Source organism: Mesorhizobium newzealandense (genome assembly GCF_042682145.1).
Taxonomy (GTDB): Bacteria; Pseudomonadota; Alphaproteobacteria; order Rhizobiales; family Rhizobiaceae; genus Mesorhizobium; species Mesorhizobium newzealandense.
In genome coordinates this window covers 77,379-97,887 of record NZ_JBHUGZ010000003.1, presented here as the reverse complement: position 1 = coordinate 97,887, position 20,509 = coordinate 77,379, and the positions used below count along the sequence as shown (strand labels likewise).

Annotated in this window: 19 protein-coding genes; 2 read left to right on the top strand and 17 right to left on the bottom strand. The window is 63.1% G+C overall.

What is annotated here, in order from left to right:
- Window positions 1-212: type II toxin-antitoxin system ParD family antitoxin (locus ACFSOZ_RS07070; RefSeq protein WP_379095240.1), on the top strand; the 212-nt coding region annotated here is incomplete at its 5' end.
- A 130-nt stretch (window positions 213-342) separates the two neighbouring features.
- On the opposite strand, the gene ACFSOZ_RS07065 is transcribed toward ACFSOZ_RS07070, so the two are convergent.
- The 6 genes from ACFSOZ_RS07065 to yajC all read right to left on the bottom strand — a co-directional run bounded on the left by ACFSOZ_RS07065 (window position 343) and on the right by yajC (window position 6,018).
- Entirely contained in the window at window positions 343-1,293 is a 951-nt protein-coding gene (locus ACFSOZ_RS07065; RefSeq protein ID WP_379095236.1) for a sterol desaturase family protein, read from the bottom strand.
- A complete protein-coding gene (locus ACFSOZ_RS07060; protein WP_379095233.1) occupies window positions 1,293-1,727 on the bottom strand; it encodes a hypothetical protein in 435 nt (144 codons plus the stop codon). Before ACFSOZ_RS07060 ends, ACFSOZ_RS07065 begins: the two co-directional genes overlap by 1 nt.
- 83 nt (window positions 1,728-1,810) lie before the next feature.
- Window positions 1,811-2,656, bottom strand: a complete 846-nt coding sequence (locus tag ACFSOZ_RS07055; protein WP_379095230.1) for a phytoene/squalene synthase family protein — start codon at window positions 2,654-2,656, stop codon at window positions 1,811-1,813.
- Between the two features lies 1 nt (window position 2,657).
- Window positions 2,658-3,050, bottom strand: coding sequence for an Mth938-like domain-containing protein (locus tag ACFSOZ_RS07050; RefSeq protein ID WP_379095228.1), 393 nt, complete (start codon window positions 3,048-3,050; stop codon window positions 2,658-2,660).
- Window positions 3,051-3,078: 28 nt separating this feature from the next.
- Window positions 3,079-5,628, bottom strand: coding sequence for a protein translocase subunit SecDF (gene secDF, locus ACFSOZ_RS07045; RefSeq protein ID WP_379095225.1), 2,550 nt, complete (start codon window positions 5,626-5,628; stop codon window positions 3,079-3,081).
- A 51-nt stretch (window positions 5,629-5,679) separates the two neighbouring features.
- Entirely contained in the window at window positions 5,680-6,018 is a 339-nt protein-coding gene (gene yajC, locus ACFSOZ_RS07040; RefSeq protein WP_008876289.1) for a preprotein translocase subunit YajC, read from the bottom strand.
- Between the two features lie 282 nt (window positions 6,019-6,300).
- On the opposite strand from yajC, the gene ACFSOZ_RS07035 reads away from it, so the two are divergent.
- Window positions 6,301-7,176 (top strand): ATP-binding protein, encoded by an 876-nt coding sequence (locus ACFSOZ_RS07035; protein WP_379095222.1) that lies wholly within the window; start codon window positions 6,301-6,303, stop codon window positions 7,174-7,176.
- Between the two features lie 118 nt (window positions 7,177-7,294).
- On the opposite strand, the gene ACFSOZ_RS07030 is transcribed toward ACFSOZ_RS07035, so the two are convergent.
- From ACFSOZ_RS07030 to ACFSOZ_RS06980, 11 genes are all read right to left on the bottom strand, one after another.
- Window positions 7,295-8,827, bottom strand: coding sequence for a peptidoglycan DD-metalloendopeptidase family protein (locus tag ACFSOZ_RS07030; RefSeq protein ID WP_379095219.1), 1,533 nt, complete (start codon window positions 8,825-8,827; stop codon window positions 7,295-7,297).
- A gap of 116 nt (window positions 8,828-8,943) precedes the next feature.
- A complete protein-coding gene (locus ACFSOZ_RS07025) occupies window positions 8,944-9,603 on the bottom strand; it encodes a protein-L-isoaspartate(D-aspartate) O-methyltransferase (RefSeq protein ID WP_379095216.1) in 660 nt (219 codons plus the stop codon).
- The gene (gene surE / locus ACFSOZ_RS07020; protein ID WP_379095213.1) at window positions 9,600-10,358 is read right to left on the bottom strand and encodes a 5'/3'-nucleotidase SurE; all 759 of its coding nucleotides are present in this window, start codon (window positions 10,356-10,358) and stop codon (window positions 9,600-9,602) included. Before surE ends, ACFSOZ_RS07025 begins: the two co-directional genes overlap by 4 nt.
- Complete coding sequence (gene serS / locus ACFSOZ_RS07015) at window positions 10,358-11,788, bottom strand: serine--tRNA ligase (RefSeq protein WP_379095210.1); 1,431 nt, start codon at window positions 11,786-11,788, stop codon at window positions 10,358-10,360. Before serS ends, surE begins: the two co-directional genes overlap by 1 nt.
- Window positions 11,789-12,138: 350 nt before the next feature.
- A complete protein-coding gene (gene tatC, locus ACFSOZ_RS07010; protein WP_379095207.1) occupies window positions 12,139-13,002 on the bottom strand; it encodes a twin-arginine translocase subunit TatC in 864 nt (287 codons plus the stop codon).
- Window positions 12,999-13,820 (bottom strand): Sec-independent protein translocase protein TatB, encoded by an 822-nt coding sequence (gene tatB, locus ACFSOZ_RS07005; RefSeq protein ID WP_379095204.1) that lies wholly within the window; start codon window positions 13,818-13,820, stop codon window positions 12,999-13,001. The genes tatC and tatB overlap by 4 nt, the downstream gene beginning before the upstream one ends.
- 30 nt (window positions 13,821-13,850) lie before the next feature.
- Window positions 13,851-14,072, bottom strand: coding sequence for a twin-arginine translocase TatA/TatE family subunit (locus ACFSOZ_RS07000; RefSeq protein WP_095087696.1), 222 nt, complete (start codon window positions 14,070-14,072; stop codon window positions 13,851-13,853).
- A gap of 169 nt (window positions 14,073-14,241) precedes the next feature.
- Window positions 14,242-15,006: an SMC-Scp complex subunit ScpB gene (scpB, locus tag ACFSOZ_RS06995; RefSeq protein WP_379095201.1), complete on the bottom strand. Its 765-nt coding sequence runs from the start codon at window positions 15,004-15,006 to the stop codon at window positions 14,242-14,244.
- Entirely contained in the window at window positions 15,003-15,803 is an 801-nt protein-coding gene (locus ACFSOZ_RS06990) for a segregation and condensation protein A (RefSeq protein WP_378923894.1), read from the bottom strand. The genes scpB and ACFSOZ_RS06990 overlap by 4 nt, the downstream gene beginning before the upstream one ends.
- Window positions 15,804-15,863: 60 nt before the next feature.
- On the bottom strand, window positions 15,864-16,883 hold the full coding sequence (gene nagZ / locus ACFSOZ_RS06985) for a beta-N-acetylhexosaminidase (RefSeq protein WP_379095198.1): 1,020 nt from the start codon (window positions 16,881-16,883) through the stop codon (window positions 15,864-15,866).
- A gap of 132 nt (window positions 16,884-17,015) precedes the next feature.
- Window positions 17,016-20,414 carry an SPOR domain-containing protein gene (locus tag ACFSOZ_RS06980; RefSeq protein ID WP_379095195.1) on the bottom strand — a complete coding sequence of 1,133 codons (3,399 nt, stop codon included), beginning with the start codon at window positions 20,412-20,414 and terminating at the stop codon, window positions 17,016-17,018.
- Window positions 20,415-20,509 lie beyond the last annotated feature (95 nt).

Here is a 20,509-nt window from a genome sequence, read left to right as displayed (position 1 = left end):
TCGGGTCGGCAAGCGAAGTCATCCGCGCTGCACTTCGCGCCTTCCAGCGCGAGGAAGAAGAACATGCCGAGCGCATGGCGTCGATCAGGGCGCGGGTGAAAGCTTCGATCGAGGACAAGAGGCCGGCTGTTCCGCTCGACGAGGCGATCGACCGGGTAAAGAATCGGATTTCGCAGATGGCGCCTCGAGATCAGAGATCGCATTCTCGCTAAGAACGACGATGAGACGCTGGATCATCATAGTCTCGCGGATCGTCAACATTTTCTATGGCGGTCGCGACTACGAGACGCTGATGCGCGATGGCGGCTCTAGCGAACCCTCATAGCAGCCATGACGATACAGCTATTCTGCAGCCTCGGCACTTGCCGCCGGCAGCCCCGGCTTGCCGGCCTCGCCTGGATTTCGCCTGACATAGGCGGCCTTCAGGCTCTCCGAGGTTTCGCGCGATCCGTCATGGCTCCAGCCAGGCGGCTTGATCAGATAGTTCAGGCGGTCGCTCAAGCTCAGCCCGGGTGCAAAGACATCCCTGAACATGCCGATCCATTCGTGGAACGCCACTTTCAACGGATTGAAGGTGCCGAGATTCTTGACGATGCCATAGCGCGGCCGGTCTTCCTCCAATTCCGCGACGAAGGTGCCGAACATGCGATCCCAGATGATCAGCGTGCCGGCATAGTTGGCGTCGAGATAGCGCGGATTGGTGGCGTGGTGGACGCGGTGGTGTGACGGCGTGTTGAAGATGAACTCGAACCAGCCCCACATCTTGCCGATCGTCTCGGTGTGGATCCAGAACTGCCAGACGAGGTTGAAGCCGAAGGTGAAAGCAATCACCGCCGGATGGAAGCCGAGCAGCACCAGTGGCGCCTGCAGCACGAACATGAAGGTGAACAGCCCGGTCCAGCTCTGCCGCAGCGCCGTCGACAGATTGTAGTGCTGGCTGGAATGGTGGTTGACGTGCTCGGCCCACACCCAGCGCACCCTGTGCGCAATGCGGTGGTAGACATAGTAGCGCAGGTCATCGAGCAGGAAGGCGGCCAGGAACACCCAGACGGACAGGCCGAGATTGAAGACGCGGAATTGCCACAGCCACAGCAGCGCCCAGTAGGACAACACCCCAAGCAGCAACCCGGCGACGACGTTGCCCGTGCCCATCATCAGGCTGGTCAAGGTGTCGCGCGTCTCGAATGAGCCCTTGGCGCGGCCGCTGCGCACCAGCCAAAGCTCGATCAGGATCGCGGCAACGAAGAATGGAATGGCCAGTTGGGTGACCTGCGGAAAATCGTAGCTGTCCATCACGCCGCCTCCCCAGCGGAATTCAGGTGTTGGGGCTCAAGCGCTTTCAGCAAGCCTTGCGCATCAGTTGCACTGGCAAAGCTGAAGCGGCCGCCCTTCCAGGTGAAATCGGCAAGCCGAAACGAGACCGTGTTTGCATTGTCAGCAGGCAAAGCGGTGGCGTCCCGAGGCGTGACGATGCGGGTCAAAAAGCAGTCCCCAATGCCGTGCACGATCCCGATGCGCCCTCGCCCGAGATCGAGGAACGCCGTACTGGCATCCGCCGTCAGGCGCACCACCGTCACCACTTCGTCGGGAAAATCCTCGGCGAAACGGCTCAGCGCCTGATCTGTGCCGGCGAGCGTGGCCGTCTTGCTGCCGCCGGTGAAATGCACGGCGGCGACCGACAGCGCAATGCCAAGGGCGACGATCGCGACCAGCAAAGGCAAGCTCATGGATGGGTATCTCCTCCGGGCTGGCCTGTCGTCTATGGCAACAGTTTTGGCCCGGAGACTCCCTAGCATGATTGACGTTTACGTCAAAGTACAGGCCAACCCTTGCTCGCGCGACGCAGCAACAGCCAATGCCGGTGCAAGGCCGACAGCCGCGCCACACGGTCCAGCGGCGAGCCGCTCTCCATTTTCGCCAGATAGGCACGCGACAGGGCCAGCGGCAGAAACGCCTGATACAACGAGACCGGCAGAGCCGATGCGCCTTGTTCGAAAGCGGAAAGATGGTCCCGCGCCAGCGCGATCATCGCCGCCACCGCGCGCTTCGCACCAGGGCCACCATCGCCGGTAACAAACTCCTCGGGCGACGAACCAGCAGCGGCCAGGATATCGGCGGGGACAAAACATTGCCCGCGTTTGCGGTGCAGCGGCAGCAGGAGCAGCAGGCCGGTGACCGCCTGTGCGCAGCCTGCCTTGCCCGCCAATTCGGCAAAACGCGGCGCCTCGTCGGGATCGAGCACCATGGCCGCAAGCTGGATGAGCGCGGCTGCCGTCTCGCCGCAATATCCTTCCAGATCGGTGCGCGATGGCATCGGGTCGTCGTAAAGGTCGAAAATGCGCGCATCGAGCATATTGTCGAACGCCTGCTTTGGCAGGCGGCAAGCGGAAATGGTCGCCTTCAGCACGTCGGCGACGGGGTGACCGATGCCCGTGCCATCATCTTCAGCAGCAATGACATCGCGCCACCATTGCAGCCGCACTTCGCCCGGCAGCGCCTCATGGATGCGATCGCGAATGGCCGCGATCTCGGCGTTGAAGGCGTAGAGCGAAAACAGCGCGTCACGTTTGTCGGCCGGCGCGTAAAGCGCGGTGAGGTAGCGGTCGTGGTCGGCGGCGCGCACCGCGTCCATGACGATTTTGGCATTTTCAGACATGTCAATCGACGGCAATGAGCGCGGCGGCCACGGCGCGGTCTTCCGCCAGAAGGACATTGTAGGTCCGCACCGCTGCACCCGTCGACATCGGGTCGGATGCAATGCCTGCCGCCTTCAGCGCGGCCCGCAGTGCCGCCGGCAATGGCCGGAGGTCCCGACCCATGCCGACCAGCAGGATTTCGACCTTGTCGGCTTCGGCCAGCAGCCTGTCGAAATCCACCGCCGTCAGCACCAAGGGATCCGCCGGTTCCCAGCCATGGATGCCGGACGGCAGACAGAGCAGCGAACCGCGATGCGACATGTCGGCGAAGCGGAAGCCGCCATTGCCATAGGCCTCGATCGGCGCGCGGCCGGGGAAATGCGCCTCGCGGATGACGATGCCTTTGCCGGTCACCGTTCTGTCACCCCTTCGGGGCCGCGCTTCAGGTCGCGACCGCCTTGCTGCCGCCGACCGGCTTCTCCTCGTCGGCTGCAGCCTGAGGCCGCAGCTTGAACAGGATCAGCAGCGGTGCCGCGATGAAGATCGACGAATAGGTGCCGAACACGACGCCGAACAGCATCGCCATGGTGAACGAACGGATCACCTCGCCGCCGAACAGCACCAGCGCCAGCAGCGCCAGGATTGTCGTCACCGAGGTCAGCGTCGTTCTCGACAGCGTCTCGTTGATGGCGTTGTTCAGGAGTTGCGGCAGCGGCATCCGCTTGTATTTTCGCAGATCCTCGCGGACACGGTCATAGACCACGATCGTATCGTTGAGCGAATAGCCGATGATGGTCAGGATCGCCGCCAGCGAGGACTGGTTGAATTCGAGCCCGGTGATGACGAAGAAGCCGATGGTCATGACCACATCGTGCACCGTCGCTATGATGGCGCCGACCGCGAACTGCCACTCGAAGCGGAACCAGACGTAGACCAGGATGCCGAGCAGCGCGACCAGCATGGCAATGGTGCCTTGCTTGGCCAACTCCCCGGAAACCGTCGGTCCAACCACTTCGACGCGGCGGAAATCATAATTGTCCTGCAGCTCGCCCCGAACCTTGTCGATGACCGTCTGTTCGGCATTCTCGCCGCCATCCTGGGTACCGACACGGATCAGCACGTCGTTCGGGTCGCCGAACTGCTGCACCTGGACTTCGCCAATGTTGAGTTCCGAGAGCCTGCCTCTGATATCGGCGATATCGGCGTTGCCGCTCTTGGCCTTCACCTCGATCAGCGAACCGCCCTTGAAGTCGATGCCATAATTGATGTCGACGGTCATGAACAGCACGACCGACAGGACCGACAGCAGGCTCGACAGCGCAAACGTCCAGCGGCGAATGCCCATGAAGGGGATCTTCGTGCCGGGCGGAACGAAGGTCACCGGCGCCCTCGGCAATTCCTTCGGGCGGGCCCGCCTCAACCAGATCGACACCAGCAGCCGGGTGAAGGTAAAGGCGGTGAAGACGGTGGTCAGGATGCCGATGGCGTAGGTGATGGCAAAGCCCTTCACCGGCCCGGTACCGAGATAGAACAGCACCACCGTGGCGATCAACGACGTGACGTTGGAATCGACGATGGTCGCCAGCGCCTTGGTGAAACCGGTATCGATCGCCTGGATCACGGAGCGGCCGTTTCGCCGCTCCTCGCGGATACGTTCGTAGATCAGCACGTTGGAATCGACCGCCATGCCGATGGTCAGCACAATACCGGCGATACCCGGCAAGGTCAGCGTCGCGCCAAGCAGCGACAACAGCCCGACGATCATCGCCACGTGCACCGCCAGCGCGATGTTGGCGAGGAAGCCGAGGAAGCCGTAGGCAACGAACATGAAGGCCACGACGAGGATCGAGCCGATGATGCCGGCGACCTTGCCGGCATGGATGGAATCCTGGCCGAGACCCGGACCGACGGTGCGCTCTTCGATCACCGTCAGCGTCGCCGGCAATGCGCCGGCGCGAAGCAGCACGGCGAGGTCATTGGCGCTCTGGGCGGTGAAATTGCCAGAGATCTGGCCGGTACCGCCGAGGATCGGCTCACGGATCTGCGGCGCCGAAATCACCTGATTGTCGAGGATGATGGCGAACAGCTTGCCGACATTCTGCGAGGTCGCCTGGCCGAAGCGCGCAGCACCCTTCGAATCGAAGCGGAACGAAACCACCGGCTCATTGTTCTGCGAATTGTATGTCGCCTGCGCATCGACGAGGTTTTCACCCGAGACGATGACGCGGTTTTCGATCAGATAGGGAACCGGCGGATCATCCTGCGAATACAGCACCGACGAGCCGGCGGGCGGGCGGCCGTTGAGCGCGTCCTGCACCGGCATCGACTGGTCGACCATCTGGAACGTCAGCTTGGCGGTCTGGCCGAGGATTTCCTTCAGCCTTTGCGGGTCCTGCAGACCCGGCACCTGGACAAGAATACGGTCGTCGCCCTGCCGCTGCACGATGGGTTCGGTCGTGCCGAGTTCGTTGACGCGACGTTCGACCACCTCGATCGACTGCGTCAATGCCGTCGATGTGCGGTATTTGATGCCGGCATCGGTGACGTTGAACTTGAGCAGGCCGGGCTCGGAATCGTCGAGCGTCATTTCCTGGATGGAGCCACCGGTGAACAGGCCGGCAGCGACCGGATCGGTCAGCGTCTTCAGCGCCGTCTTGGCGGCATCGAGTTGAGCGGGATCGGTGATGCGGACCTGCAAGGTCCGCCCCGTGCCGGCAAGGCCGGTATAGCCGATCTTGGCGTCACGCAGCAGTGTGCGAATTTCGTCGCGCGTCGTCTCCAGCCGGTCCTTGATCAGATCGTTCTGGTTCATCTCCAGCAGGATGTGCGAGCCGCCTTGCAGATCGAGGCCGAGTGTCATCTGCCGCTTCGGCACCCAGTTGGGCAGTTGCGCCAGCGTGCTGGCGGAGAACAGATTGGGCGCGGCGAGGATCACTGTGATGGCCACGGCCACCCAGATCAGGATCATCTTGAAGCGCGAAAAATACAGCATATGGCGTCGTCCGTCAGAGCGTGTCCGCGGATCGCTCCGCCTGAAATTCGGTTATTTCTTGGCGTTCTGGTTCGCCACCGGCTCGCCCTTGACACGCACATCGGCGATCGTCGAACGCAGTGCGGTCACCTTGGTGCCACCGCCGAGGTCGATCTCGAGCTCGTTGTCGTCGATCACCTTGGTCACCTTGCCGACGAAGCCGCCGCCAGTGACGACCGTGTCACCACGACGAACCGCGGCCAGCATCTCGCCACGCTTCTTCAGCTGCGTACGCTGCGGCCGGATGATCAGAAAATACATGATCACGAAAATCAGGACAAACGGCAAAATGCTGATGAACATGTCGGGAGAAGCCCCAACGCCTTGGGCGTATGCCGGTGTCACGAACATCGAGGTACTCCTGAATTTTGAAAACAGCCGCCAAACCGTCCTGTGACCTTTGGCGGCCCCTTGAAATTTGGCCGGAATATAGTCGGTAAAGTTGCCAATGCAACTGCGTGGCCGGCCAAATCGGCTGCTTTTCCGGCCTGTTGAGCCGTGTTAGAGCATGATCGCCAACAGCACGAGCCGGTTTTCGGAAAAGATCACGCTCGAACAAAAGGTTGCAACCGGTTTCGAACCCGACTGAATCGGCACACTCCCACGTCAAAACGCGAAAAACAAAAGACTGACATGACCGACAGCAGCATTGATGCCCTCAACAAGAAGCTCGACCGCCTGATCGAAGCGGTCGGCCGCCTCGCCCCGCCGCCGGTGCCTGAAACCGACCTCGGCGAGGCCGACTGCTTCGTCTGGCAGGCCGATCCGGGCTATCTGGAGCCGGTAAGCAAGGTCAACCGCGTCGACATCGGCCTGATCCGTGGCGTCGACCGCGTCCGCGACATCCTTGTCGACAACACCGAACGCTTCGCCGCCGGTTACGCGGCCAACAACGTGTTGTTGTGGGGCGCGCGCGGCATGGGCAAATCGTCGCTGGTCAAGGCCGTGCATGCGGAGATCAACGCCAGGGCCAGGTCCGACCTGCCATTGAAGCTGATCGAGATCCATCGCGAGGACATCGACACGCTGCCGAAGCTGATGGGCCTGCTGAAGGCCGCGCCCTTCCGCTTCATCCTGTTTTGCGACGACCTCTCATTTGACCACGACGATACCTCCTACAAGTCGCTGAAGGCAGCGCTCGAAGGCGGCGTCGAGGGCCGCCCGGCCAATGTCATCTTCTATGCCACCTCGAACCGCCGCCATCTGTTGCCGCGCGACATGATCGACAACGAGCGCTCGACCGCCATCAACCCGTCCGAAGCGGTCGAGGAAAAAGTGTCGCTGTCCGACCGGTTCGGCCTGTGGCTCGGCTTCCACAAATGTTCGCAGGACGAATATCTCGACATGATCGACGGCTATGTCCGCCATCACGACCTCGCAATCGATCCCGAGACGTTGCGGGCAGAGGCGCTGGAGTGGGCAACGACGCGCGGCAGCCGCTCGGGCCGCGTCGCCTGGCAGTTCACCCAGGACCTGGCTGGCCGTCTCGGCAAGCCGCTCAAGGATTGACCTGCACGCAAGCAACTGAAAAAGCCCGCTCCTTGCGGGGCGGGCTGAGCCGGCGGGCCGGACTGGAGGTCAGGCGGTCCGCAAAATCGCTTCTTTTCTTCTATTCGAGATAGCCCGACTATTCGAGATAGCCAGAGGGGTCGACCGGGGCGGAATTCTTGCGCACTTCGAAGTGCAGCTTCGGCGAGTCCGTCGTGCCGCTCATGCCCGACAGCGCGATTTCCTGACCGCGCTTGACCTTCTGGCCGCGCTGGACCTCGATCGAACTGGCGTGGCCATAGACGGTGACCAGGCCATTCTCGTGGCGCACCAGCACCGTGTTGCCGAATTCCTTGAGGCCATCGCCGGCGTAGATGACGACGCCGTTCTCGGCTGCCTTGACCGGCGTGCCGGTTGGCACGGCGATGTCGACGCCGTCCTTGCCGGACCCGAAACCGGAGATCACGCGGCCGCGCACCGGCCAGCGCATCTTGCCGATGCCGGTGGCGTCTGGCGCGACAGCGTCGTCGTCCTCGGCCTGCTGAATGACCTTCGAATCTTTCTTCGGCGGCGTGTAGGACGCCAGCGTTTCCGACGGCGTCGTCTTTGCCGCGGGCTGCGTGGTGGCCGTGGTCACCGGATCGACCTTCGCCGGCTTGGCGCTGGCGACGGTCGCGGCTCCGCCGGCCGGCACCTTCAAGGTCTGGCCGATCTTGAGCAAGCCGTTCTCCATGCCATTGGCCTGCTTCAGTGCAACGGTGCCGACGCCTGTCTTCCTGGCAATCGAGGAAAGCGTGTCGCCTGACTGGACCGTATAGGTGCCAGCAGCGCCGGTCGCCTTGGCCGCGGCCATCTGCGGCGCGGGCTTGGGCGCCTTGGGCTGGTTTGCGGCGGCCGAAGCATCAACCTGAGCCGCGGACTTGCCTTCCTTAGGCTTCGGCTGCTGCGGCAGGACGGCAACCTTGTCCGGCGCGGTGGCCGGCAGGTCGTGCTTGCCGTTTTTCGCCGGCTTGGCGTCGGCGACTTTCGGTTCCGATTTGCTGGAGTAAGCATAGGCCGGGATGATCAGCTTCTGGCCGGTCTTCAGCCCCTTGGTCGCGCTCAGCCCATTGACCTTCATGATCACGTCGGCCGGCACCTTGTAGCGCTGCGCCAGGCCGGAAATCGTCTCGCCATCCCTGACGACGATCTCGGTTGCATGCGGATTGCCAGCCGCGGCGACCCGCGGTGCGTCGGGCTGCGCGACCTTGAACGGCGATGCCGCCGGAGCGACGGTGCCGGTCGTGGTGGTCCGGTCGAGATGCGGCGCCGGGGCCAATGCGGTGCGTACCGGCTTTGAAGCAGTCGCCAGTGCGGGAGCCGGCTGTGCCTGGGCAACGGGCGGAGGCAGCGGCCGTGTCGAGACCGGCTCGAGACTGGAGCGGCTGACCGACTGAGTATGGCTGCCGTCGACCGGAGCGGCCGCGACATCGCCCGGATAGGGCTGCACGGCGTCCTGCTCTTGCTTGTTGATGATGGCGCGCTGATTGTTGGTCGACGAGGTAAAGACGTCATCGACACTGTTGAAGCGTGAAGCCTGGGAGCTGCACCCCGCCGCAACACCTGCGACCATGAGGACGGCGCAACCACGCATCAGATTGCGGCCATTTGTCTTCAAAACACTGAGTTGCATCGCACTGACCCGCACATACCCGGTACAAACTAGGTATGATTAAAGCGCGTTAATGTTACTCGTCGGTTAACCTCATGGAATCCGATGCAATTTTTCTTAAAATATTAGGGGGCGGACTAAATGACGGCGGCAAGGCTGCGCAGGATCGGCTGCAGGCGCACAAGGCCGATGTCCTCGCGTTCAAAACGGCTGCCGACCTTGGTCAGCTTGGCCAGCACCTGTTCGCCCTCTTCGGGTCCGATCGGAGCGATGACGATGCCGCCGCTCGACAACTGGTCGAGCAGGAAGCGCGGCAGGCTGTCGAAGGCCGCCCAGGCGACGATGCGATCGAACGGCGCTTCGTTCGGCAGACCGCCGGAACCATCCGCATGGCGCACGATGACATTGCCGATGCCGAGCGCCTCGAAACGCTGCCTGGCCTGCTCGACAAGCGTCTTGTAGCGATCGGTGGTGACGATCCGCGCCGCCAGCCGCGACATCACCGCCGCCGTATAGCCGGAGCCGGTGCCGATCTCGAGCACGCGGTTGCCCTGCTCGATGGCAAGTGCCGCGATCACCGCCGCCTGCAGGTCGGCACCCTCGATCGCCTCGCCGCATTCGATCGGCAGCATGCGGTCCGACCAGGCGATCGAATGGAACTGGGCGCCGAGGAAACCGCGCCGTGGCGTCGCCTCGAACGCGGCGATCAGCGGCTTCGGCACCGTCCCCCTGCCGCGCAAGCGCAGCAGAAAGGCGGCAAAACCTTCGCGGTCATCGATTGGGAGGCCCTGGTTCATGCAAGTGCCTTGCTCAGCTGGTCACGGATTTCATGCGCGGTGAGGTCGAGTTGCAATGGCGTCACCGACACAAGCCTGTTGCGCAAGGCATGGAGGTCGGTGCCTTGCTTGCCTTCGACCGGCTCGCGGCCGAAGCGCAGCCAGTAGTAAGGCAGGCCGCGCCCGTCGCGGCGCTCGTCGACCCACAGGCTGTGCACGAGCTTGCCTTGCGAGGTGACCACCGTGCCGGCGACTTCTTCGGGAAGGCAGTTGGGAAAATTGACGTTGAGCAGCACGCCGTCCGGCAGCGGTGCCGCGACCAATTTCTTCAGCAGCGCCGGCGCCAGCGCCTCTGTCGTCTCATAGGGAACGACGCGATCTTCGCCGACATAGCTGTAGCCCTGGCTGAGCGCGATCGAGCGGATGCCGAGCAGCGCGCCTTCCATGGCGCCGGCGACGGTTCCCGAATAGGTGACGTCGTCGGCGATGTTGGCGCCGGAATTGATGCCGGACAGGATCAGGTCGGGCGCGCCCGGCAGGATCTTCTTGACGCCCATGATGACGCAATCGGTCGGCGTGCCGCGCACGGCAAAATGCTTCTCGCCGATCTTGCGCAGCCGCAGCGGCTCCGAGATCGACAGCGAATGCGCATAGCCGGACTGGTCCTGCTCCGGCGCCACCACCCAGACATCGTCGGACAGCGTGCGCGCGACGCGTTCGAGCACCGCCAGGCCCTCGGCATGAATGCCGTCGTCGTTGGTCAGGAGAATCCGCATTATTTCGATTCGATCTTTTCCAGACCGCCCATGTAAGGCCGCAGCACTTCAGGAATGGTTACGCTGCCATCCTCGTTCTGGTAGTTTTCGATGACGGCTATGAGCGCGCGGCCAACGGCGGTGCCCGAGCCGTTCAGCGTATGGACGAAGCGGTTGCCCTTGCCATCCTTGTCCTTGTAGCGGGCGTCCATGCGCCGCGCCTGGAAGTCGCCACACACCGAACAGGACGAGATTTCGCGATAGGCATTCTGGCCGGGCAGCCAGACCTCGATGTCATAGGTCTTGCGCGCGCCAAAACCCATGTCGCCGGTGCACAGCGTCATGGTGCGGAACGGCAGGCCGAGCCGCTTCAGTACTTCCTCGGCGCATTGCGTCATCCGCTCATGCTCGGCGAGCGACGATTCCTGGTCGGTGATCGACACCAGCTCGACCTTGTAGAACTGGTGCTGGCGCAGCATGCCGCGCGTGTCGCGCCCGGCCGAGCCTGCTTCCGAGCGGAAGCACGGCGTCAGCGCGGTGTAGCGAAGCGGCAGCTTTTCATGCGCGGTGATCTCTTCGCGAACGAGATTGGTGAGCGGGACCTCGGCGGTGGGGATGAGCCAAAACTGCTCATGAGTCTCAGCACGCTCGTAAATCTCGTCCACCAACTCAAGGAAAGAAATCTTACCCTCTCGTAGGCGTTCGATATCACTATCCGTATGCTGAGCGAGAGCCTCCTTCCCCAACTTCGATCGTCCTGGGATATCAGCTCCAATAAAAAGGTCTTCCTTAAATTTTGGTAGCTGCCCCGTACCTCGCATGGCAGCATCGTTCACCAAGAGAGGTGGGTTTACCTCTTCATAGCCATGCTCGGTCGTGTGCAGGTCGAGCATGAACTGGCCGAGTGCACGCTCCATCCGCGCCAGCCCGCTCTTCAACACGGTGAAGCGCGAGCCCGACAGCTTTGCCGCGCGCTCGAAGTCCATCATGCCGAGCGCTTCGCCGATCTCGAAATGCTCCTTCACCCAGTTCGGGCGCGTCGGCACCTTGCCGACGATGTGCTTGACGACATTGTCGTGCTCGTCCTTGCCGACCGGCACATCGTCGAACGGGACGTTGGGCAGCACCGCCAGCGCGTCGTTCAGCGCCTTGTCGAGTTCGCGTTCACGCGCCTCGCCATTCTGGATGAAGGTCTTGATGTCGCCGACTTCGGCTTTCAGCTTTTCGGCAAGTGCTGCATCGCCCGAACGCATGGCATTGCCGATCTCCTTCGAGGCGGCGTTGCGGCGTTCCTGCTTGGTCTGCAACTCGGTGACGTGTTCGCGCCGCGCCTCGTCGCTGGCGATCAGCCCGTCGACCGTGGACTGTGCATCGTCGGCCGACCACGAGCGCTTGACCAGCGCCTCGACAAGGGCCTTCGGGTTGTCGCGAATCCACTTGATGTCAAGCATGGTCTGGAAGCTCCTGCGGTAGCATGTCGCCCAAAAGCGCATGGCGGTTTTTGCGCTACGATACGCTCAAGAATAAAGCCTGAAACACATCGTCGATTTTCTCGACGCGTTTCAGGCCAGAGGGCGTAAACCGCATCTTTGATCGATGCAAGATCGGGCGTGGTGAAGCCAGGGCTCGAGCTCGCTTTAGCGCGCTTTCGACCGGGGATGGCGAGAGCCTGAAATAAAAAACCCGCCTCGGCGGCGGGTCGCTGGCGCAAATCAGCACCATACCCAAATCGATAGCATAGTTGCCGTCACAAAGCAATGATTCCAGGCCCGCCGACCCCGGCGGGGCGCCGCGCAATCGCCTATGTGGAGGACACGTCCGCCGGCTTTTCGGCCACCTCTTCCGCCGCTTCCTGCTTCTCGCGCGCCACCCGCTGCTTTTCCTGATCGCGCTCGATCAGTCGGGCAGCCCAGATGGAGACCTCGTAGAGAAGGATGGTCGGAATGGCCAAACCGATCTGGCTCATCGGATCAGGCGGCGTCAGCACTGCCGCCACGACGAAGGCAATAACAATCGCCCATTTGCGCTTCTCGGCCAGCGCCTTGGACGACAGCATGCCGACCCGCGTCATCAGGCTGGTCACCACCGGCAACTGGAACACCAGGCCGAAGGAGAAGATCAGCGTCATGATCAGGCTGAGATATTCCGACACTTTCGGCAGCAGCGAAATCTGCACCTGATCGTCGGTGCCGGCCTGCTGCATGGCGAGGAAGAACCACATCACCATCGGCGTAAAGAAGAAATAGACCAACGAGGCGCCCATCAGGAACAGGACCGGCGATGCGATCAGGAACGGCAGGAAGGCGTTGCGTTCGTTCTTGTAGAGGCCAGGCGCAATGAACTTGTAGATCTGCGTGGCGATCAGCGGAAAGGCGATGACCATGCCGCCGAACATGGCGAGCTTGACCTGCGTGAAGAAGAATTCCTGCGGCGCCGTGTAGATCAGCTCGACCTTGTGCGGATCAAGCCCTGCCCACTTCGTCGCCCATTTGAACGGGACGACCAAAAGGTTGAACAGCTTCTTGGCGAAGAAGAAACACACCAGGAAGGCGACGAAGAAGCCACCGAGCGACCAGATCAGCCGTCGGCGCAGCTCGATCAGGTGCTCCATCAGCGGCGCCGACGATTTCTCGATCTCGTCCTTTTCCTTGTCCGAAACGCTCACTTGGCGGCTCCCGCCGTCTTTTTGGCCGCCGGCTTCTTCGCCGCGGCAGGCTTCGGTTCGGCTTTCGCCCCCGTCTTGGTCGCGACCGTCTTGGCCGCCATCGTCTTGGTCGCGACCGCGGTCGGCTTCGCGGTTTTGGTCGTGCCAGACTTTGCCGCCGTCGTCACCACCGTCGCCGGCGCCTTGGATACAGGCGTAGTCTTCACGATCGCCGCTTTCGCCGGCGCGGGAGCCTTTGCGCCATTTGCCGACGCCTTGGCAGGCGCTTTTGCGGCCGCCTTTGCCGGCGCAGCCTTGGCCACTTTCTTCGGCGCAAGCGCCTTCGCCGCCACAACCGGTTCCGTCGGCACTGACGCCGTCACCACCGATTCATCGGTCATTTCCGGAAAAATCGGCGCGGCCGGCGTCGCTTCCGGCCCGTTGACGCCCGGCATGGTCGTTGCGCCGTTCTTCAACGGTTCGGCCGCCTGCAGCGTCGAAGCGGCAGGCGTTGCCGGATCATCGGCCGGCTTCGGCTTCATCACCGCGTCGACGCCGGAGCGCACGTCGGCTGCCGCCTGTTCGAATGGATTGAGCTGCTTCTTGATCTCAGCCATCGGACTGAGGCCCCTCAGCTCGTCGACCGACTTCTTGACGTCGTCGAGCTCGGCTTCCTTCAACGCCTCGTTGAACTGTTTCTGGAAATCGGCCGCCATCGCGCGCAGCTTCGCCGTCGTGCGCCCGAAGGTGCGCAGCATATTGGGCAAATCCTTGGGCCCGACGACCACGATCATGACGATCGCGATGACCAGCATTTCGGTCCAGCCGACTTCAAACATGGCACTCTGTTCCGACTAGAACCTTTTGGCTCAGCTCTTGCTGGCTTTTTCCTTCGCGGCCGAAACGGTCTCGTCGGCACGATGTTCGACGGTGCGCTTGTCTTCGGCAACGTCGTCGTCGGCCATGCCCTTCTTGAAGCTCTTGATGCCTTTGGCCATGTCGCCCATCAGCTCGGGAATCTTGCCGCGGCCGAACACCAGCAGCACGATCACGAGCACGATCATCCAGTGCCAAATCGAAAATGAACCCATAGCAAATCTCTCTCGAATGTTTTCCCTGGCGATGATCTATGCGTTTTCGCGTTGGGATTCAAACACAACTGCGACAGAGTTTATGAAAGGGTAGCGGATGTCACGCATTTTCCGCGTGATGGCCCGCTACGAATCCGCGCATCCTCGACAGAATGGCCGCCATTGCCAGTCAATCTTCCGTGACGCGCGGCGTCAGCAGGCCGAGTTCCTCGAGATCGATATCGGTCAGCGCATCCTCGTCGTCGGTCAGCGCATCGGGATCGGACGGCGGCTGCGGAATGGAGAAATTCGACGGCATGCGGCCTGAAAGCAGTCCGGCCCCCTTCAGTTCCTCCATGCCGGGAAGATCGCGGATTTCCTCCAGCGCGAAATGGTCAAGGAAGGTCTCGGTCGTGCCATAGGTAACGGGGCGTCCCGGCGTTTTGCGCCGGCCGCGCATGCGTACCCATTCCGTTTCCAGCAGCGTATCGAGCGTGCCTTTCGAAGTTTCGACGCCTCTGATGTCCTCGATCTCGGCGCGCGTCACCGGCTGGTGATAGGCGATGATTGCCAGCACCTCGAGCGCCGCGCGCGACAGCTTGCGCTGCTGCACCGTGTCGCGGCTCATCAAGAAAGCCAGGTCGCCGGCGGTACGGAACGCCCAGCCATCGCCGACGTGGACCAGATTGACGCCGCGCCGTGCATAGATCTGCTGCAGGTCGGCCATCGCCGCGGCAATGTTGATGCCGTCGGGCAGGCGTGCCGCAAGCTGCTTTTCGCTGACAGGTTCGGCGCTGGCGAACACGATCGCCTCGGCCATGCGCACGGCTTCCGCCATATGCAGCCGTTCGGCCGGGTTCTGGACCTGCTCGCCCGGTTCCTGGGAAAACAGCTCCCCGTCCGCTTCGTCGTCGACCTTGAACGGGATAACCGAAGCGTTGGCGCGTTCGCTCATGATGCCACCTCGACTGCCTTGATTGCCTGCACGCGGCCGCGCAGATAGATCGGCGCGAACACTTCGTCCTGCCGCATGTCCATGCTGCCTTCACGCACCAGTTCCAGCGTGGCCGCGAACGAGCTCGCGATCGCGGTGCGCCGCTCCTCGGGGCTGGTCATGTATTCGATCAGAAAACTCTCCAGCGTCGCCCAGTCGCGCAGCGACCCAACCAGGCGGGTCAGGATATCGCGCGCGTCCTTGAGCGACCAGACACCACGCCTGGCGATCGTCACATTGTTGATCGCCTGCTTCTGCCGCTGCTGGGCATAGGCGGTCAAAAGATCGTAGAGCGACGCCGAATAGGCGTTACGCTTTTCGACGATGACCATTTCCGGCATGCCGCGCGCGAACACGTCGCGGCCGAGCCGGTTGCGGTTGACCAGACGCGCCGAGGCGTCGCGCATCGCCTCCAGCCGCTTCAGCCGGAACTGCAGCACCGCCGCCAGTTCCTCGCCGCTTTCGCCCTCGTCGCCCGGTTGCTTGGGGATCAGCAGCTTCGACTTGAGGAAGGCCAGCCACGCCGCCATCACCAGATAGTCGGCGGCAAGCTCGAGCCTGAGCGCCCTCGCCGTCTCGACAAAGGTTAGATATTGCTCGACCAGTGCCAGGATCGAGATCCGCGCCAGATCGACCTTCTGGGTGCGGGCAAGATGCAGCAGCAGATCGAGCGGACCTTCGAAGCCGGCCACGTCGACGACCAGCGACGGATCGCCGGTGACGCGCGAATCGTCGTTCTCGGCCCACAGACGGTCCATCGGTGCGGCCTTCGCGGCCTTGCTTTCCAATGTTTCCGCCACGTCCTCTCGCTTCCTTTGTCAGGCCACCGCATCGAAATAGGTGGCGAATTCTGCACGTATCTCGGTTTCTTCAGCCGCGTCGCTTTTCCTGATATAGGTCAGCGCCCGCTTGGCGCGCTCCAGCGACTTGCCTTCAAGCCCCGTGGTCCGCGATGCGATGCCGGCCATCTCCTCGAAAACGCCGTTGCAGTGAAGGACCAGATCGCAGCCCGCCGCAAGGATCGAGGCCGCCTTTGTCGGGAAATCCCCAGAAAGTGCCTTCATCGAGGTGTCGTCGCTCATCAGCAGCCCATCGAAGCCGATTTCGCGCCGGATGATCTCGTCGATGACCTTGCCGGAGGTGGTCGCCGGGTTCTTCGGGTCGATGGCGCTGTAGACGACATGCGCCGTCATCGCCATCGGCAGATGGTTGAGCTCCCGGAACGGGGCAAAATCATGCCGTTGCAGATCGCTGAGCGATGCGTCCACCGTCGGCAATTCGAAATGCGTGTCGGCAAAGGCGCGTCCGTGGCCCGGAATGTGCTTCATGACAGGCAGCACACCGCCCGACATCAGCCCTTCGGCGGCAGCACGGCCGAGTTCGATCACCGGTCGCGGCTCCTTGCCATAGGCGCGCGCGCCGATGACGTCGCTGGCGCCTTCGATCGGCACGTCGAGCACCGGCAGGCAATCCGCCGTGATGCCGTAGCGCAGCAGGTCGAAGGCATGCAGCCGCGCCATCAGCCATGCCGCGCGGGCGCCGGCGTCATGGTCGTCGCGCCACAGCGCGCCGAGCGCACCGCCGGCCGGATAATTTGGCGCCAGCGGCGGCCGAAGGCGCTGCACACGGCCGCCTTCCTGGTCGATGAACACCAGCGCGTCCGGACGCCCGATGCAGTCGCGCATCTCGGCGACCAGATCGCGGATCTGCTCGGTCTCGCCAATGTTGCGCGCAAACAGGATGAAGGCCCACGGGCATTCATTGCGATAGAAATTGATTTCTTCGCGAGTGAGCGATTTCCCGGCACAGCCGAGGATCATGGATTTTGATTCGGTCATGCCGGGAGTTTAGGGCTTCGCGCGATCAAAGGGAATCGCCCCCGGTCGCATGCGCTTGAAGACATATCTCTTCCACATGAAAAAGCCGGCGCTGTCTGGGACAGCGCCGGCTTTGATTGGTTGGATCGGCCGCTAGCGCGAGACGAAGCAGTTGCCGCCGGCAGCCTTGTAGCTGGTGCACAGGTTGATCGCGTCGTTGCGCGACTGTGCTGGCACGCGCACACGGTAGAACGTGCCCTTGCCGGCGATCTCCGCCTTGACGATGTTGGCGGTGCGGCCGGAAAGCACGCTGCCGTAGCGGCGCTGCAGATCCTGGTAGGTCGACTTGGCGCTTTCGACCGTCGGCTGCGAAGCGATCTGCATCGACCACGAACCACCGCCGACCGCTGTCGATGCCGGATCGATGGACGCAACCTGGTCAGGCTTGACCTCGCCGACGACGTCGACCGGCTGGTCGGACGGGCGCTGCGGCGCTACCGGAACCATGGCCGGGGTGTTGGCCGACTGCGCTTTGGCCTCAGCCTTGGGCTTGGCTGTCGCCGCCGGCTTGAGGGCCGGCTCATCGTCCGCCTGGGCGGTGGCCGGCGCCACGGTGCCGGTCTGGTCCGCATCGGCCTGGGCCGACGGGGCAACATGCTGCGGCGCAGGGTCGGACGGTTCAGCGGCCGCCACTTGCGGCGCAGCCGGCGCCGGGTCCTCACGCGGCACCAGCGAACCGTCTGACTTGACCACCATGGTCCTCACCTTGCGCGGCGCAACAGCGACGACATCGGCGTTGGTGCCCTTGTCGGCTTCCTGCAGCACCTGCGCGATGCGATCCTCGGATTTCGGCGCCGGCGCCGAGGTGTCGGCGGGCGCTGCGGTGTCGGCGGGCGCCGCGCTGGCGGTCGAAGCGGCATTGCCGTCATCGGTTCCAGCTGCCGCGGCATTCTGGTCAGTCGAAAGATCGATGGCGCGGGCAGGATCCTTCGCCTGCACATCCACCGGCTCTTCAGTGTTGGTGACCAGTTTTTCCTGGACCGGTTCGGCGGGCTTCGTCCCCTTGACCACCGCGTCGTAGACCTTGTTGTCCTGGTTCGGCACCACCGTGCCGCCCGGATTTTCCGGCTTGACCTTGATCGGTGCGTTGTCAGCCTTGACGATTACCGGTGCTTCGCTGCCGCCCTTGCCGCCGAAAGACAGCGCAAAGGCGCCGAGGCCGCCAGCGATCGCCACTGCGCCGACAATGGCGCCAATGAACAGGCCACGTCCGCGCGAAGGCTTCGCGGCCGCCCGCTCTCCGAGACCCGGAACAGCCATTGCCTCGTCCAGTTCGGGATCGTAGTCCAGGTCGTCGACGGTGAAATCATCCGCCTGTGAAACCGGCTGGCTGCCAGGCAAACTATTGAGGTCGAATTCAGCGGCATCGGCATAGGCGCCCGATGCTGTCGCACGGGCGGACGTTTCCATCGGCCGCGCCGTGTAGGTCCGCGCTTCCGGCTGATAGGCCGGCTTGATCCCGTCATAGCCCGGCTTGACCGCGTCGTAGGCCGGCTTGGGCTCCTCATGTCCAGGATTGAACCCGGCATTGTAGGATTCGTCGCTATAAGAGGCGCTGCTTGCCGGAGCAGGAGCAACCTCCACTGAATTCATCTCGGTGAGAAGGCTGGAGAATTCCGCGTCGAGATCGTCATAGCCAGGCGCCGCCGGCGCGTCTTCCTCGAAGTGAAGCTCCGGAATGTCGAGATCGTCCGCCAGCGCCACGACACGCTCGGGCACATCGACTGTCTCGACATCGGGCATGTCTTCGTAGCGCGCGGACTGTCGCGGTTGCGGCTCGGATACTGGGGCAGCATAGGCGACGGTCTCGGCCGGCTCGGTCGAATGGTAGGACGGCGCTGCGCTGACTGCTGGCGCCACGGCCCCGGGTGCTATCGAAGCGGTCGGCTGGGCGCTGAATGCCGGCTGCTGCGGAACCGGCGTCACGCGGCTCCACGAGCGGGTTGGCTCCGGCGATGTCGAACGCTCTGCCAGCCAATCGCGGGAATCGCCCTGATCGTGCCGGGAAGCGGCGGAATCATCCAGGCTCTTGGCCAAAGCCGCGTCGAACGCATCATTGTCGAAATCGACATCACCTTGCGCGGAGACATCCGCGCCCAGATCGTGATCCTGAAGGTCATCGAGCAGCTGATCGTCGAGATCGGGATCGGCGGCTTGGGCAGCATCAAGGCGATGCTGTTCCTCAGGCGCGTGTTCGTCGAGACTCCATTCGAGGTCACCGACAATATCGGCCGGCTCCTCGGTGGCCGTTGCAACTGCGGCGACTGGCGGCTGGGCGGCGAAAGCCGGCTGAGCCGTGACGGGCTCCCTGGCCACCGGCACCCCGCGCGCGGTCATGGCACCCAGCAGCGCATTCAACTCGTCTTCCAGGCTTCGTTCATCCGCGATCGGGGCGTGCACCGGCTCGGCCACAATGGCGGCTGGCACCGCCGGCTGGACGGTAGCGGCTGCAACCTCAGGGACCGGCTCCTCGGCCGTCTCGGCAAACGTGTCGCCGAAGTCCAGGTCGAACCCGTCATCCGACGCGCCTTCAGGGCTGGAAATCTCGCCCTTCGCGTCCGCGGCATCGGCGAGCACATCGTGCGCTTGCGGCTCATCCGCTTCCGGCTCGTGCGCTTCCGGCTCATCGAATGCGACAGGCTCTTCCGCGCGACTGTCAAAATCCATGTCGACATCAGCCATGGCGTCGTCGAAATCACCGGTAAAATGCTCGGCGGAGATCGCCTCGACGTCATGCGCGGTCGCTTGCGCCGGCACAGAATATTCGACCGGATCTGCAGCGGTGGAGGACTGTTCCGCCGCCCAATGGTCGTCGAGCATCAGCTCGTCTTCGAGCGAGATCGCAACCGCATCGCCCAATTCAGGATCGGCGGCCGGCTCGACCGAAGCAGGCGCGTCGGCAATGGCCGCGGCGTGCTGGACCTCGTCGGCTTCCTCGTCAATCCGGAAGTCCTGATCGAGCGACGCGGCAAGCTCGTCCTCCATCGGCTGATCGTCCTCGAAGGGCGAAACGTCTTCGAGCGAACTGGCAACGGCATTGTCGAAATCAGAACCGAAAGCCGGCTCGACGGTTGGCGCGGTTTCGGCAGCGCCCAAATCCGCATGGCTGGCGACATCCGCATGACCGGAGACGGCTGCGTGGTCGTCGACATCCGCCACGTCCAGATGGAAACCGTCGTCGAACGACACCGCAAGGTCGTCGTCCACCGCGCCGGCATCAGCCGTTTCGAACGTCGGCTCATGAGCCTCGGCAACCGGAGCGGCGTCGCTGTCGTCAGCGCCGAACTCGCCCATCAGTTCCTTCTCGAGGTCAATATCGAAATCGCTCTCCTGCGCCGGCTGATCGGCGACAGGTGCCTTCGGCGGGACGGGCGCTTGCGGCTTGACCGGCTGGCGCGGGTCGAATCCCATGATCCTGGTCAGTTCCGCGAACGGATCATCGTCAGCGATGTCGTTGTTGTCGGCTACTCTCAGCTGGGTTCTGTCTGCCATTATTGTTCCCGAACTCGCACTCATTCGGACGCCATGGACGTCGCGTAGGGTTGGCCCTTACCAGCGCAATGTGGGCAAAAGGTGACAGGTTTTTT